The 13,655-nt window shown below is 74.0% G+C and carries 15 protein-coding genes; 9 read left to right on the plus strand and 6 right to left on the minus strand.

The window, feature by feature from the left end:
• Nucleotides 1-21: 21 nt before the first annotated feature.
• Nucleotides 22-444 carry a hypothetical protein gene (locus E6U81_RS25875; RefSeq protein ID WP_136232491.1) on the plus strand — a complete coding sequence of 141 codons (423 nt, stop codon included), beginning with the start codon at nucleotides 22-24 and terminating at the stop codon, nucleotides 442-444.
• Between the two features lie 103 nt (nucleotides 445-547).
• Here the strand turns inward: E6U81_RS25875 and E6U81_RS25880 are convergent, their stop codons facing one another.
• The 3 genes from E6U81_RS25880 to E6U81_RS25890 form a co-directional block, all read right to left on the minus strand.
• Nucleotides 548-1,117: a hypothetical protein gene (locus tag E6U81_RS25880; protein WP_136232492.1), complete on the minus strand. Its 570-nt coding sequence runs from the start codon at nucleotides 1,115-1,117 to the stop codon at nucleotides 548-550.
• A gap of 505 nt (nucleotides 1,118-1,622) precedes the next feature.
• The gene (locus E6U81_RS25885) at nucleotides 1,623-2,477 is read right to left on the minus strand and encodes a hypothetical protein (protein WP_168714743.1); all 855 of its coding nucleotides are present in this window, start codon (nucleotides 2,475-2,477) and stop codon (nucleotides 1,623-1,625) included.
• 21 nt (nucleotides 2,478-2,498) lie between these two features.
• Complete coding sequence (locus tag E6U81_RS25890; RefSeq protein ID WP_136232494.1) at nucleotides 2,499-3,023, minus strand: hypothetical protein; 525 nt, start codon at nucleotides 3,021-3,023, stop codon at nucleotides 2,499-2,501.
• A 210-nt stretch (nucleotides 3,024-3,233) separates the two neighbouring features.
• Here E6U81_RS25890 and E6U81_RS25895 point away from each other — a divergent pair, with 210 nt between their 5' ends.
• From E6U81_RS25895 to E6U81_RS25910, 4 genes are all read left to right on the plus strand, one after another.
• Nucleotides 3,234-3,719, plus strand: coding sequence for a DUF2975 domain-containing protein (locus tag E6U81_RS25895; protein WP_136232495.1), 486 nt, complete (start codon nucleotides 3,234-3,236; stop codon nucleotides 3,717-3,719).
• The gene (locus E6U81_RS25900) at nucleotides 3,719-3,964 is read left to right on the plus strand and encodes a helix-turn-helix transcriptional regulator (protein WP_136232496.1); all 246 of its coding nucleotides are present in this window, start codon (nucleotides 3,719-3,721) and stop codon (nucleotides 3,962-3,964) included. The genes E6U81_RS25895 and E6U81_RS25900 overlap by 1 nt, the downstream gene beginning before the upstream one ends.
• A gap of 102 nt (nucleotides 3,965-4,066) precedes the next feature.
• Entirely contained in the window at nucleotides 4,067-4,402 is a 336-nt protein-coding gene (locus E6U81_RS25905; protein WP_136232497.1) for a hypothetical protein, read from the plus strand.
• A gap of 104 nt (nucleotides 4,403-4,506) precedes the next feature.
• Complete coding sequence (locus E6U81_RS25910) at nucleotides 4,507-5,244, plus strand: hypothetical protein (RefSeq protein WP_136232498.1); 738 nt, start codon at nucleotides 4,507-4,509, stop codon at nucleotides 5,242-5,244.
• A gap of 25 nt (nucleotides 5,245-5,269) precedes the next feature.
• Here E6U81_RS25910 and E6U81_RS25915 read toward each other — a convergent pair whose 3' ends face one another.
• The 3 genes from E6U81_RS25915 to E6U81_RS25925 all read right to left on the minus strand — a co-directional run bounded on the left by E6U81_RS25915 (nucleotide 5,270) and on the right by E6U81_RS25925 (nucleotide 8,577).
• Nucleotides 5,270-6,394, minus strand: a complete 1,125-nt coding sequence (locus E6U81_RS25915) for a MerR family transcriptional regulator (protein WP_136232499.1) — start codon at nucleotides 6,392-6,394, stop codon at nucleotides 5,270-5,272.
• Between the two features lie 66 nt (nucleotides 6,395-6,460).
• The gene (locus E6U81_RS25920; protein ID WP_136232500.1) at nucleotides 6,461-7,846 is read right to left on the minus strand and encodes a HAMP domain-containing sensor histidine kinase; all 1,386 of its coding nucleotides are present in this window, start codon (nucleotides 7,844-7,846) and stop codon (nucleotides 6,461-6,463) included.
• Nucleotides 7,843-8,577 (minus strand): response regulator transcription factor, encoded by a 735-nt coding sequence (locus tag E6U81_RS25925; protein ID WP_136232501.1) that lies wholly within the window; start codon nucleotides 8,575-8,577, stop codon nucleotides 7,843-7,845. The genes E6U81_RS25920 and E6U81_RS25925 overlap by 4 nt, the downstream gene beginning before the upstream one ends.
• A gap of 74 nt (nucleotides 8,578-8,651) precedes the next feature.
• Here E6U81_RS25925 and E6U81_RS25930 point away from each other — a divergent pair, with 74 nt between their 5' ends.
• From E6U81_RS25930 to E6U81_RS25950, 4 genes are all read left to right on the plus strand, one after another.
• A complete protein-coding gene (locus E6U81_RS25930) occupies nucleotides 8,652-9,857 on the plus strand; it encodes a UDP-N-acetylglucosamine--N-acetylmuramyl-(pentapeptide) pyrophosphoryl-undecaprenol N-acetylglucosamine transferase (RefSeq protein ID WP_136232502.1) in 1,206 nt (401 codons plus the stop codon).
• Nucleotides 9,854-10,849, plus strand: coding sequence for an SDR family NAD(P)-dependent oxidoreductase (locus E6U81_RS25935; RefSeq protein ID WP_136232503.1), 996 nt, complete (start codon nucleotides 9,854-9,856; stop codon nucleotides 10,847-10,849). Before E6U81_RS25930 ends, E6U81_RS25935 begins: the two co-directional genes overlap by 4 nt.
• A 136-nt stretch (nucleotides 10,850-10,985) precedes the next feature.
• The gene (locus E6U81_RS25940; RefSeq protein ID WP_136232504.1) at nucleotides 10,986-12,260 is read left to right on the plus strand and encodes an MFS transporter; all 1,275 of its coding nucleotides are present in this window, start codon (nucleotides 10,986-10,988) and stop codon (nucleotides 12,258-12,260) included.
• 192 nt (nucleotides 12,261-12,452) lie between these two features.
• Nucleotides 12,453-13,418 carry an MBL fold metallo-hydrolase gene (locus tag E6U81_RS25950; protein ID WP_136232505.1) on the plus strand — a complete coding sequence of 322 codons (966 nt, stop codon included), beginning with the start codon at nucleotides 12,453-12,455 and terminating at the stop codon, nucleotides 13,416-13,418.
• Nucleotides 13,419-13,655 lie beyond the last annotated feature (237 nt).

Below are 13,655 nucleotides of genomic sequence, written 5' to 3' on the forward strand. Positions count from 1 at the left end.
CGCGGGGCCCACCATGTCCTGATGCGCACACATCAAGCAGCCGCTCTGCTGGCCACCGCCGCACTCCTCGCCCTGGCCGGCTGCGCCGGCGAGCCCGAGGCCGACGCCAAACCCACCCCGGCCGCCACCGTGGCGACGACGCCCGCCGGCCCCGGGGCCACGGAAGCCGCCGGGATCCCGCCCGCGCCCACCGGCGACAAGCGCGTCATCTACCTCGCCACGCTGACCGGCATCGACCCCGAGATCGTCAACGGCAAGGAGGACACCGCCATCAGCCGCGGCCGCGACCAGTGCACGGCCATGAAGGACGAGAAGGACCCCACCAAGCGCATCGCCCAGGTCGAGCAGCGCTTCATCGGCCCCAACCACCCCAACGGCTTCGGCCCGACCAAGAGCGCGCTCATCCTCGCCACGGTCCAGGCCAACATCTGCCCCACCTACTGACGGGCCCGCAGACCACCTCGGCGCAGGCCGGTGCGCGGCCGGCCTGCCCGGGGCAGAGAGCGGGGACCGGATCCGGGCCGGAGCGGAGCGGAGCGGACGGGGCCTACTCGTCGAAACCGTCGGGGACTTTCCCGCAGGGCGCGTAGATGCTGACGGCGAGCGTCCCGGTCGTCTCGTACCAGCCCACGTCGACCGTGTCGCCGGTGCCCGGGTGCTCGAAGCGGAACCGCATGTCGGACGTGTGCTCGCTGGTGGGCTTCCAGCCCTGTTGCGACAGCCGGTTGCGGATGCGTTCCTGACCGGCACGGGCCTCGGCCTGCGGAACGCCCGTCGCCCTCCAGTCGAGGTCGAAGCTGCGCACGTCGCTGCGGGCCTCGTCGATGTGGGCGAAGGACCGCAGACCGCGGTAGTAGCAGGCGCCCGTGTCCACGTGGCGGGCCTCGAAGCGGGAGCGCCCCTCCAGGTCCTCCTCCACACGCTCGGCCTGGTCCCTGAGCCGCATGGCGACCACGTTCGGGTCGACCTCCGGGTACGGCGCACCGTTCCACAAGCGGTAGCCGCCCCAGGACATGGACAACAGGAGTGCGGTGCCGGCGAGCACCAGGGCCGTACGAAGGAGGCGCGCACTCGGGCGGGGCGTGGTCGTGCCGGCGGCCGGCTGGACGGAGTTCATGATCGAGAAGGTAGGGGCGGGGGTGTGCGCGCCGCATCGGGGCGGCTACTCATACGGGGGTGAGTACCGGGCGGATTCACCCCCGCAGTCGGGCACGGCCGGCCGGAGAGTGCGGACCGCCTCCCCCAACCGCTCGCTCGGGAACACCCGCAGCGCATCCCGCAGATGTGTCCGCCCACGGCACGGCTCGCCACCGGGAGAATGGGCCGTCGCGGGTTCAAAGGGGAGCGACGCACAGGGGGATGGGGTGCTGACGCCGATGCGGCGGTGGTTGTGGGGTGGTTGGGCGGTGCTGGTGCTGGGCGGTGGGGCGGCCACCGTGTACCTGGAGGGTCCGGCGGCCGCTCCGGCGGAGCCTCGGCCGCGCTGGGAGCGGCCTTCCGCACCCGCGTCGGACCCGGTCCCCTGCCCGAGCGGCAGCTCGGCGGCGCCGGGGGGCCCGCACGGCTGCAGCTCGTGGGAACGGGGGTAGGGAAGGGCCGTACGCGCGTCTTCTGCCCGGCGGTCACCGGGCGGGGCAGGGCGGGGTGAAGGCGAGGGCCGGGAAGTGCTGGGTCCACTGGGCCCTGGTGATGCGGGGGTGGGCGCTGTCGCAGATGCGGGTGGTGACCGCGTTCGGGCGGGTGTCGCGCAGGCGGAGCGTGAAGTCGTTGCCGCCGGTGGCCAGGGTGGCGCCGTCCGGGCTGAAGGCCACGGCCGGTACGGGGTTCGCGTGGCCGGTCAGGGCGGTGGGGGCGGCCGGGCCGTCCAGGTCCCACAGGAGGGCCTTGCCGTCCGCGGCGCCGGCTGCCAGTCGGTGGCCTGCGGCGTCGAAGGCCAGCGTGTAGATCCAGGAGCCGGAGGCCGGCAGCCGGGTCGTCTGCGCCGGGTGGTGGATGTCGTGCACGTCGATCAGCCAGACGGCCTTGTCCGTCCGGTGGAAGGCGGCCAGTCGGCGGTTGTCGGGGCTGAAGACGGCGCCGGTGAGAGGGACGGAGCGGAGCGGGGAGGGGAGTTCTCGGGGGGTGCGCGGCCGGGTGATGTCCCAGAAGGCGAGGGAGCCGGACTCGCCGGTGCTGGTGACCAGGGTGCGGCCGTCCGGGCGGAACGAGGCCGCCGTGACGTGCCGGCCGCCCTCGGCGATCCGGCTCAGCGGGCGGGGGTCGGCGGGGTCGGTCAGGTCCCACAGGCCGGCCGTGGCCTGCGCCCAGACGGCCAGGAGGCGGCCGTCCGGGGCGAAGGCGGTACCGCCGACCTCGCCGCCCTCGGGCGAGATGACCGATGCCAGCCGGGGCCTGCGCGGATCGGTGACGTTCCAGACGCGGGCGGTGCCGTCCTCGCTCGCGGTGACGAGGGTGCGGCCGTCCGGGCTGAACGTCACGCAGCGCACGGGTGGAGCGGGCTACCTGCAGACCGGCGGGTCCGGGTAGGAGCAGCCCGCGTAGGTGTCGCCCTCGTACGTGATGCCGCCTTCCATCGGCTGGTCGCAGGTGGCGCAGTTGACGGCGAAGTACGGGTTGACGCGGAGGAAGGCGGCGTTCTTCAGCTCGAAGATCGCCTGTACCGCGGCCGGCCCGTGCTCGCGGATTCCGTGCCGGAGGAAGTCGAAGGCGCTGAACTCGTGGCCCTGCCGGCACGCGAAGCGGCCGAACCGGAAGGTGCCGATGTCGGCGATGCCCAACTCGGACTCGATCCGCGCCTTCTCCTTGTCGGAGACCTGTTCGAGCCGGGAGTCCCTGACGAGCTCGGGCGTCCAGTGCAGGTCCCGGAGGGTGCGGGCCTGTTCGCGGGACAGGTAGAAGGATGCGGTTCTGCCGCTCTTGATGGTCTCCTGCACGAGGGCCACGACCGCGTCGTCCTCTGCCGAGACGACGACCTTGCCGCTGCCGACGGCTGCTTCGATGTGGGCCAGCAAAGAATTGTCCACGCCGCGTCCTTCCGGGTCTGCACCCTGATCCGGTCCTGCGTCCGTGGAGAACTATTCTGTTCGGCCGCTCCGCGCGGCAGCCGCCACACGGGCGGCCTCCCCCACATGGCAGCCCGGGCGGGTGCGAAATGGCCGCCCGCTCGTCCCACACCTTGCTTGACCTATCGATTTTCGATAGATTTCCATCGCGGGTCGATGGAAGGATGGGTCGTGGGGAAGCTGACAGTGCGCGCGTTGCGCGCCGTGCTCGCGGTGGTGTTCGCCGGCACCGTGTTCGTGCAGGCAGGGATGGTGTGGGCGCTGGTCACGGGCGAGAAGGAGGGGTCGCTGCCGTTGACCCCGATGCGCGTGATCGTGGTCCTGGGCATGGTGGCGGCCCAGGTGGCCCTGGTCTGCGTATGGCGGCTGACGGCGATGGTGCGGCGCGGAACCGTGTTCTCCCATGCCGCCTTCCGGTACGTGGACGGCGTGATCGGCGCAATCACGGCGGTGGCCGTGCTGTGGTTCGCGGTCACGGCGGTCAACGCCCCCGGCCAGCGGGAGGATCCGGGCGTTACTGTGATCATGGGCGGAATCGGCCTGGCCGTGCTGGGGGTCGCGCTCATCGTGCTGGTACTGCGGATGCTGCTCGCGCAGGCCGTCGCGCGCGACGGCGAAGCGGCGCAGATGCGGGCCGAGTTGGACGAGGTGATCTGATGCCCATCACCGTCGACATCGACGTGATGCTGGCCAGGCGGAAGATGTCCGTGGGGGAGCTCGCGGACCGGGTGGGGATCACGCCGGCCAACCTGGCGGTGCTGAAGAACGGCCGCGCCAAGGCGGTGCGCTTCGCGACGCTCGCCGCGCTCTGCGAGGCGCTCGAGTGCCAGCCGGGCGACCTGCTGCGCTGGGAGGCCGAGACGGAGGCCGCCGCCGTGGCGGAGGGCGCGGCAGGGGCCTGACCGGGCGGCCGGCGCCGGCGCCGGCGGTCAGCCTGTGGTCGTAGTCCCCTTGGTCCTCAAGTCCCTTGCCGTGTGCGGAACGCGGCCACCACGATGATCCACATGACTGGATTCCTGGGATCGGACACCAAGCACACGTTCGTACTGACCATCCGTGACGCGGACACGATCGCGGCCTCCCTGCGCCAGGCGCTGGAGGCGGCTTCGCCCGAGGAGCGTCCGGGGCTGGAACGCGCGGCCGCGGTCGTCGAGGCCGCCGCCGTCGCCGGCGCGACACAGGTGCGGGCCCGCTGGGTCCGCTCCCGGCTGGCGGCCGTCGGTTTCGCGGGGGACGTCGGCTCGGTCGACGCGGTGAAGGCACTGCGCCGGGCGGAGCCGAAGCTGAGCCTGCTGGCAGCGGTGGAACTGCAGAGGGACGCGGTGGCGCATCCCGAGTGACCGCCGGTTTCGGAATGTTTGATTCCGGGGACGGTCTCCCAGCATCACCGCATTCGCCCCCTGCGCCGCCGCGCCGGCGCCCGATGTGACAGCCGAGGGAGACCATGGGTTGGAAAGGCGTACGCCGGACGGCCGCGCCGGCCGCTCTTGCCGCAGCGGTCGCGCTCGTCCTGGCGGCCCCTCCCTCCGCCGGCGCCGAGCCCCGGGCCGGGACCACGGCCGCGACCGGGGCCGCGGCCGCGGCCGCGGCCGCGGCCGTGCGGCAGGACGCCTCCCCGACACCGCCTCCGCCCCGTCTCCCCCGCGACTTCCGCGGCAAGGGCAAGTACATCGTCCGGGACCTGGACATCACGGTGCCGTTCACCTGGGAAGGCAGGAACGGCGACAGCCAGATGACCGCGGGAGGCCCGCAGTACCCGATCTGGTTCACCAACCTGATCCACCGCGGCACGCTCTACACCCTCACGTACAAGTGGCCCGGTCTGAACGAACACCCCTGCTCAGCGATCCCGGGCTTCAGCCTGGAGGACCTGAACCGGGGCTTCGAGAACGCCCGGTTCGTCGGACGGGAGACCCTGCGGCGCACCCCGCAGCGGCACGTGGACCACTGGAGGGTGGGCGTGGTCCTCCCGCAGCTGCCCCCCGGGAACCACCCGCGACTGCCGCTCGCGCTCGGCGACATCTACGTAGACGAGGACAACCGGGGCACCTTCTGGCAGGTGCTGCAGTTCGGTGTCCAGAACCTCTACGACCCCGAGATGGACGAGTGGCTGGTCATGGACACCTTCGAGCACCGGCCCGGGACCGTGACCCTTCCCGCACGGTGCGAGCCGCCCCGCTAGAACCCGGCGGCGGGGCCACGGACGGTCAGGCCACGAGCAGGCGCAGGCCGAGGTCCGCCGCGTCGAGGCCGGCGAGGTGGCCGTTGCGCTCGGCCCACCGGCCGGAGGCGAGGTCGTCGGCGAGGCTGCGCACCGCCCGCTGCTCGGCCCGCGGCCCGACCCTGGTCCACACCGACATCGCCCGGCGCACGCGGTCCTCCAGGTACGCGCCCGGCCGGCGCCAGTACGCCTCGAACAGGCCGTCGGCGCAGTCCCACGGGACCGGCACCGGCTCGGCGCGGGCGCCGATCGCTCCGGCCATCCTGGCGAGCGGCGGGAAGCCGGCGAGGACGGCGGCGAACTCGGGCAGGTAGTCGCGGGTGAGCCAGAACCGGTCCTGCCATCCCGGCTCGTCGGTGTCGAAGGTGAGCACCACCGCGCGGCGGGCCACCCGCCGCATCTCGCGCAGCCCGGCCATCGGGTCCGCCCAGTGGTGAACGGTGGAGACGGCCATCGCGACGTCGAACGACCGGTCCTCAAACGGCAGGTCCTCCGCGGCGGCGGCCACGCACGGCGCCGAGCCGGCGGGCCGCTGCCGGCGCATGACCGCCGAGGGCTCCACCGCGGTCACCTCGCGGTCGGCGGGCTCGTAGGAGCCGGTGCCGGCCCCGACGTTCAGCACGGTGCGCGCGTCCCCGAGCGCCTCCCGGATCTGCGCGGCGATCCGCGGATCGGTGCGCCGTGTCGCCGGGTAGGCGCAGCCGATCGCGTCGTACAGCCGTGCACCGAGCATCCCCAGCTGCTGCTCCGGTGTCACCTTCAGTCCCTTCGCCCGTGCCGACAGTTCCCTGTCGATGGCCGCCACCATGGCGTCGGCGCGCTCACGCCGCTCCAGCAGTACGCCGCGCAGCCGGCGCAGGTGCGCGGCGGCGTCGGTGGACGGGTCGCCGACCAGTTCGGCGATCTCCCGCAGCCCGAAGCCCAGCCGCCGGTAGGCCAGTACCTCCCGCAGCCGCTCCACGTCGCCGGCCGCGTAGGCCCGGTACCCGGCCGGGGTCCGCGCCGAGGGCCGGACGAGCCCGATGTGGTCGTAGTGGTGCAGCGTGCGGACGCTGACGCCGGCCAGCTCTGCCACGCGTCCGACGGTCCAGTGATCTTCCACGGCACCCACTGTGCGGCCTGACGCCGCGTGAGGGTCAAGTTCCTCCCGTCGGTGCCGGTCCGGCGGGCCTCCGCCTCAGAACGCGAGGCGGAAGAGGGCGCCGCCGCCCGGGGCGGGTTCCGCCGTCAGGTCGGCACTGTGGGCCCGGGCGATCTGGCGGGCCATGGCCAGGCCCAGGCCCGAGCCGGGCAGGGCGCGGGCCGTGCCGGCGCGGTAGAAGCGGTCGAAGACGTGCGGGAGGTCCTGCGGCGCGATGCCGGGGCCGTGGTCGCGGACCGTCAGCTGCGGGCCCCGGCCCGGGGTGCCCGCCGTCAGCTCGACCTCGACGGGCAGGCCGGAGGGGCTGAACTTGGCGGCGTTGTCCAGGAGGTTGCCCAGCAGGCGGCTGAGCCGTGCGGGGACGCCGGGCACCACGACGGGCTCGGCCGGCACCCGGACGTGGAAGGGCACCGCCGGCCAGTGCGTACGGGCGGCCTGCGCGCAGTGTTCCACCAGGGTGCCCAGGCGGACCTGTTCCACCAGCGGCTGGGGTTCTTCGTCGCGGGCCAGCTCGATCAGGTCGCCCACCAGGCCCGTCACCTCGCGCAGTTGCCGGCCCAGCGCGGCGGAGGCGCGGTCGCGCTGCTCGGGGGTGAGGCGGTCGGCGCGGGCGAGGAGTTCGGCGTTGGTGCGCAGTGCCGTGAGCGGGGTGCGCAGTTCGTGGGAGGCGTCGGCGACGAGCCGGCGCTGTGCGGCGACGGACTGTTCGAGTTCGTCCAGCATGGTGTTGAAGCTGGTGGCCAGGCGGGTGATCTCGTCCTCGCGTCCCGGTGAGGGCAGTTCGATGCGGTGGCGGGCGTCGCGGGTGGCGGCGATCCGCTCGGCGGTCGCGGTGAGCCGGGCGACCGGGGCCAGGCCGGTGCGTGAGACCCAGTACCCGAGGAGGGCGGCCAGCAGGACGCCGGCGGCCGCGGTCAGGGCCAGCCAGCGGGCGGCTTCCTCGATGCCGTCCCGGACGGTGTCGGCGCGCAGGGCGACCTGGAGCGCGCGGCCCTTGGCGTAGTCGGTGGTGAGCATCCGGGCGGGGTGTCCGGCGACCGTGATGTTCGTGTAGTAGGGGGACTTCGTGCCGGCGGCGACCGTGCGGGCGGCGGGGGTGACGGGGAGCTGTCCCGGCGGGCGGGGGTCGTCGGCGGGGTCGGCGGGGACGACCTCGGCGCAGGCGGGTGCGGCCAGGAAGCGGCACTCCCCCGCCAGGACGCCCGGTGCGGATCCGGGGTTGCGCTGGGCGGCCAGGCGCGCGGACTGGGTGAGACTGAGGTCGAGCTGTTCGTAGAGGGCGGAGCGGACCACCAGGTACGCCGCCGCGCACACCCCGACCGCGACAAGGGCGACGGCGGCGGTGACGGACAGGGCGAGGCGGGTGCGCAGGGGGCCGCGCCGGCGCCAGACCCGGCCGAGGCGCCGGCGGCCGGTGCTCACGGCGCGTCCAGCCGGTAGCCGACACCGTGGACGGTGTGCACGAGGCGTGCTTCGCCCGCGGCTTCCAGTTTGCGGCGCAGGTAGCCGATGTAGACGGCGAGGGAGTTGGAGTCCGGGCCGAAGTCGCGTCCCCACACCAGTTCGAGGATGAGCTCGCGCGGGAGTACCTGGCCGGGGTGGCGCAGGAGGAGTTCGAGGAGGGCCGCTTCGGTGCGGCTGAACTCCAGCGGGCGGCCGCCCCGGCGGCCGGTGCGGGTCGCGGGGTCCAGGACGAGGTCGGCGAAGGCGAGCGGGGCGGCGCCGGCGGGGGCGGGTGCGGCCCGCCGCAGCAGGGCGCGGACCCGGGCGGTCAGCTCGTCGAGGGCGAAGGGTTTGACGAGGTAGTCGTCGGCGCCCGCCTCCAGTCCGTCGACGCGTTCGCTGACGGAGTCCAGGGCGGTCAGGACGAGGACGGGGGTGCGGTCGCCCATCGCCCGCAGCTGCCGGCAGACGCCGAGGCCGTCGAGGACCGGCATCATGACGTCGAGGACGACCGCGTCGGGCTCCCAGGCCGCCACCTGGGAGAGGGCGGCGAGGCCGTCGGCGGCGCCGCGGACCTCGTAGCCCTCGACGGTGAGTCCGTCCTCGACGGCCGCCCGTACCTCGGGCTCGTCGTCGACGACGAGGATGCGCCGCCCGGAGCCCGCGGCGTCCGTGCTGTTCGTGGCGTCCGTGCTGTTCGTGGAGCTCATGGGGGCACAGCCTGCCAAAGGCTTCTGAGAGAACCTCTTAGAACGTTCTTAGGACGCACCGGGAGTGTGCGCCCATGACCACCACCACACCACACCCGGCTGCGGCCGGGGCGCTGTCCGTCGTGATCGGTGCGGGCGGCACCGGCGGGCACATCTATCCCGGTCTGGCTCTCGCGGAGGCGCTGCGGGCCGCCGTGCCCGGCGCCGTGGTCTCGTTCATCGGGACCGAGCGGGGCCTGGAGGGGGAGCTGATCCCCGGTGCCGGCTACCGCCTGCACACCGTCGACATGATCCCCTTCGATCCCGCGCTGGGCGCGAAGCGGTACCTGCTGCCCGCGGCGCTGCTGCGCTCCGCGCACCAGGCGCGCTCGGTGATCCGGGCGCAGGGCGCGCACGTCGTCGTGGGCATGGGCGGGTATCCGAGCGCGCCCGCCGTGCTCGGGGCCCGGCTGGCCGGGCTGCCGGCCGTGATCCACGAGTCCAACGCGGTGCCGGGCCGCGCCAACCAGTTCGCGGCCCGCCTCACCCCGCACGTCGCGGTGGCCTTCGACCGCAGCCGGGCCCACCTCTCGGGCGGGCAGCGGGCGCTGACCACCGGAATGCCGATCTCGGCGGCCCTGTCCGGCCTCGCACGGCTGCCCGGGGCGCAGCGGGCGGCGCTGCGCGTGGAGGCGCGGCGGGCGCTGGGGGTGGCGTCGGGGCGGCGGCTGGTCGTCTTCAACGGCGGCAGCCTGGGCGCGGTGCGCCTGACCCGGGCGGCGGCCGCGCTGGCGGGCCTGTGGCAGGACCGGGACGACGTGCAGCTGCTGGTGAAGACCGGTCCGGCCGTACTGGCGGACACGGTGGCCGAGCTGGCGTTGTCGGGCGGGCAGCGGATCGCGCGGGCCGTGCCGTACCTGGACCGGATGGACCTGGTGTACGCGGCCGCCGACCTGGTGGTGTGCCGTGCGGGTTCGGCGACCGTCGCGGAGCTGGCGGCGACCGGGGTCCCGGCGGTCCTGGTGCCCTACCCGTACGCGCCGGGCGACCACCAGACCCACAACGCGCGGGTGCTGTCGGACGCGGGCGCCGGGCTGCTGCTGCCCGACGCCGAGACCACCGCCGAGCGCCTCGCCGGCCTCGTCGGGCCGCTGCTGGCCGATCCGGCGCGGCTGTCGGCGATGGCCGGCGCCGCCGATCCCGGCCCGCACGCGCGGGCCGCCGAGCTGCTGGCCGCCGAGGTCCTGCGCGTCGCCGGCCTCGCCCCCTCTTCTGTCCTCTCTGATCTGGAGCACATATGAACAGCTGGACCGGCCGTACTGTCCTGGTCACCGGCGCGGAGGGCTTCATCGGCTCGACGCTGGTGGACCTGCTGGTGGCACGGGGGGCGCGGGTGCGTGCCTTCGTCCACTACAAGCCGTACGCGGAGAAGGGGCACCTGGCGCGCTACCTCGCCGACCCGGACGGGCCGGTGGAGATGTGGGCGGGTGACGTCCGGGACGCGGGCCGGGTCAGCGACGCGGTGGCCGGCTGCGACACCGTCTTCCATCTGGCGGCGCTGATCGGGATTCCGTACAGCTACGCCTCGCCGGGTGCGTACGTGCAGACGAACGTGACGGGCACGCAGAACGTGGCGGAGGCCTGCCGGCGGCACGGGGTGCGGCGACTGGTGCACACCTCGACGAGCGAGGTCTACGGGACGGCGCTGACCGCCCCGATCCCCGAGAGCCACCCGCTGCAGCCGCAGTCCCCGTACTCGGCGTCGAAGATCGGCGCGGACATGATGGCGCTCTCCTTCCACCACGCGTTCGAGCTGCCGGTGGCGGTGGTGCGTCCGTTCAACACGTACGGGCCGCGGCAGTCGGCGCGCGCGGTGATCCCGACGATCCTGGCCCAGCTGCACGCCGGGTCGCGGGAGATCCGCCTGGGGTCGCTGACGCCGACCCGGGACTTCACCTACGTGACGGACACGGCGGAGGGCTTCCTGGCGGTGGCCGAGTGCGAGCGGGCGCTGGGTGAGGTGGTCAACCTCGGTACCGGTGAGGAGATATCCGTCGGGGCGCTGGCGCAGGCCCTGGTGAAGGCTTCCGGGCGGGATGCGGAGGTGGTGGTGGACCCGGCGCGGCTGCGGCCGTCGGGCAGTGAGGTGCAGCGGCTGCTGTCGGACAACGCGCGGGCCCGGGACTGGGCGGGCTGGCGGCCGCGGGTCGGACTGGAGGAGGGGTTGCGTCGGACCTCGGAGTGGATCGCGGCGAACCCTTCGCTGTTCGCGCCGGACCGCTACGCGGTCTGAGGCTGCTGCGGGCGCCGGGCTTCGGGCGCCGGCGGCGGGCGTGGGCGGCGGCGGGCGTGGGCGGCGGCGGGCACCGGTGGGCCCGGACAGACCAGTCCGGCGCGCCGCCGCCGGGCGCTGTCCCTAGCGTGGCGCTGTGGAGAGAGCCGACGCCCCAGCAGCTGCCGCCTGGCGGAACCTGATCGTGGCCACGGTCGGGTTCACCCTCACCTTCTGGGCCTGGGACCTGGTCGCCCCGCTGGGCAGCGACTACCACGACCGGCTCGGCCTGACCTCGGTGCAGCAGTCGCTGCTGGTCGCGGTGCCCGTGCTGGTCGGCTCCCTCGGGCGGGTCCCGGTGGGTGCGCTCACCGACCGCTACGGGGCCCGGCGGATGTTCCCCCTGGTGTCCGCGCTCACCGTGGTGCCGGTGGTGCTGCTGATTCCCGCCCGGGACTCCTACGTGGCGACGCTGGCGGTCGGCTTCCTGCTGGGGCTGGCGGGCACGACGTTCGCCATCGGCGTGCCGCTGGTCAACTCCTGGTTCCCGCCGGCACGGCGCGGGTTCGCGCTCGGGGTGTTCGGCATGGGGATGGGCGGGGTGGCGCTCTCCGGCTACTTCACCCCGCGCATCGCGCAGCGCGGCGAGCACCTGCCGTTCGTGGTGGTGGCGGTCGCACTGGCCGTGTACGCCGTGCTGGCGGCACTGCTGATCCGGGACCGGCCGGACCGGCCCATGCCGGCCGGTTCGCTCGGGCACCGGCTCGCCTCGGCCGGGCGGCTGCGGGTGACCTGGGAGCTGTCGGCGCTGTATGCGATCGGGTTCGGCGGGATCGTCGCCTTCGGGGTCTACCTGCCGACGTATCTGAGGACCGGGTACGGGCTGACGCCGACGGATGCGGGTACCAAGGCCGCCGGGTTCGCCCTGCTGACCGTGGTCGCCCGTCCGTTCGGCGGCTGGCTGGCCGACCGCGTCCATCCCGCCGTGGTGACGGCGGGCGCCCTCGCCTTCGTGGCGCTCCTGGCCGTCGTCCAGGCCTTCGATCCGCCTCTGGATCCGGTCGGCACCGTCTGTCTGCTGTGCATCGCGGCCGGGCTCGGCACGGCCAGCGGCAGTGTGTTCGCCCTGGTGTCGCAGGTGACGCCGCAACCGCGGGTGGGCAGCGTCACCGGCATCGTCGGTGCGGTCGGCGGCCTGGGCGGCTTCGTGCCGCCCCTGGTCATGGGCGCCGTCTACAGCGCCAAGGGCTCGTACTCGATCGGGTTCATGCTGCTGTCCGATCTGGCTCTGGCGGGCTGCGTGTACGCGTACGTGCGGATGCGCACCGTACGGACGTCCGCCGGCGGCGGCATGGCCGGGGGTGGGGGCGCGGTCGGGGGTGTCAGGGTGGGCGGGTCGGGGCCGGGGGCCTCGGTCAGCGGCGGGGACTGACGGCGGGCGGGCGCGCGGCCGACGATCCGCGGCGCCGACGGTACCGGCGGTACCGGCCGTGTCGGCGGCACCGGCCGTGTCGGCGGTACCGGCCGTGTCGGCGGGGCGCCGGGAAAACTGCAGGCCGCGGTGGCGGGCAGGCCGTTACGATCGGCTCCTTCACCCGATCACGGCGGTCCGACGGAGGCACCGATGGCACTGGCCCCTGCGCGGACGGCACCGGCCGCCCATCCCGGCCGGCTGGAGCGGGGGCACCCGTTCCGGCAGTGGAAGACCTGGCGGATACCCGGTACCGAGTTCACCCTGACCGGCTATTCGCGTGCCAACGACAAGACGTTCTTCCACGTCCCGGAGCTGCGGTGCGCGCTCGACGCCGGGCTGGCGGAGGGTCGGCAGCCGGAGACCGTCTTCCTCACCCACACCCACCACGACCACTCCAAGGACCTCGACTTCCTCGCCGCCCGGGCCGGCGGGGTCGACATCCACCTGCCGGCCGCGGCGGTGCCGTACGTGGAGTCGTTCCTGCGGGCGTCCGCCGAGCTGAACCACGGCGCCGCCTACGATCCTGCGCTCGCCGCGGGCTGCCGGCTGCACGGGGTGCGCGGCGGGGAGGAGTTCTCCTTCGGGCGGCGCGGCCACCGGGTGCGGGTGGTGGAGTGCGTCCACAAGGTGCCGTGTGTGGGGTACGCGTTCTCCGAGCCGCGCAAGGCGCTGCTGCCCGCGTACGAGGAACTGCGGCGCAGCCTGGTGGAGCAGGGCCGGGGTGCGGAGTTCGGCCGGATCCTCGCGCAGCGCCGCAAGGAGGGCGTGGAGGTCGAACGGGAGGTGCTCAGGCCGCTGTTCGCGTTCCTCGGGGACACCCACGTGAGCGTCTTCGAGGACAGTCCGTGGCTGCTGGAGTATCCGGTGGTCATCACCGAGTGCACGTTCCTCGACGACGCCGAGCTGGAGCGGGCCGACCGGGTCGGGCACACCGTGTGGAGCCGGCTGAAGCCGGTCGTCGAGGCCCACCCGGAGACCCTCTTCGTCCTCACCCATTTCAGCCTGCGCCATTCGGACCAGGACGTCCTCGACTTCTTCCGCGACGAGCGGCCCGCGAACGTGCTGCTGTGGGCGCATCCGGAGAGCCGGCTGCCGGAGCAGCACCAGCACGGCTGAACGGCGGCGCGGCCCCCGTCGGGTGTCGCCGATGGGGGCCGCGCCGCCGTTCAGGGGTCCCTCAGCACTCGCGCAGGCCCGGCGCGGGGTCGACGGAGGTGTGGAGGTCGACGGCGGCGACGTTGCCCCACTGGCCGTTGTCCAGCTGGGTCCAGTACCAGACGTTGTTGCCGCCGGCGTGCTGGTCACCGCGGCCCCAGCACTGGAACCAGCTGGGGCTGGTGTTCAGCGGTCCGC

Origin of the sequence: Streptomyces sp. A0592 (assembly GCF_004795115.1) — a bacterium.
Lineage (GTDB): Bacteria > Actinomycetota > Actinomycetes > Streptomycetales > Streptomycetaceae > Streptomyces > Streptomyces erythrochromogenes.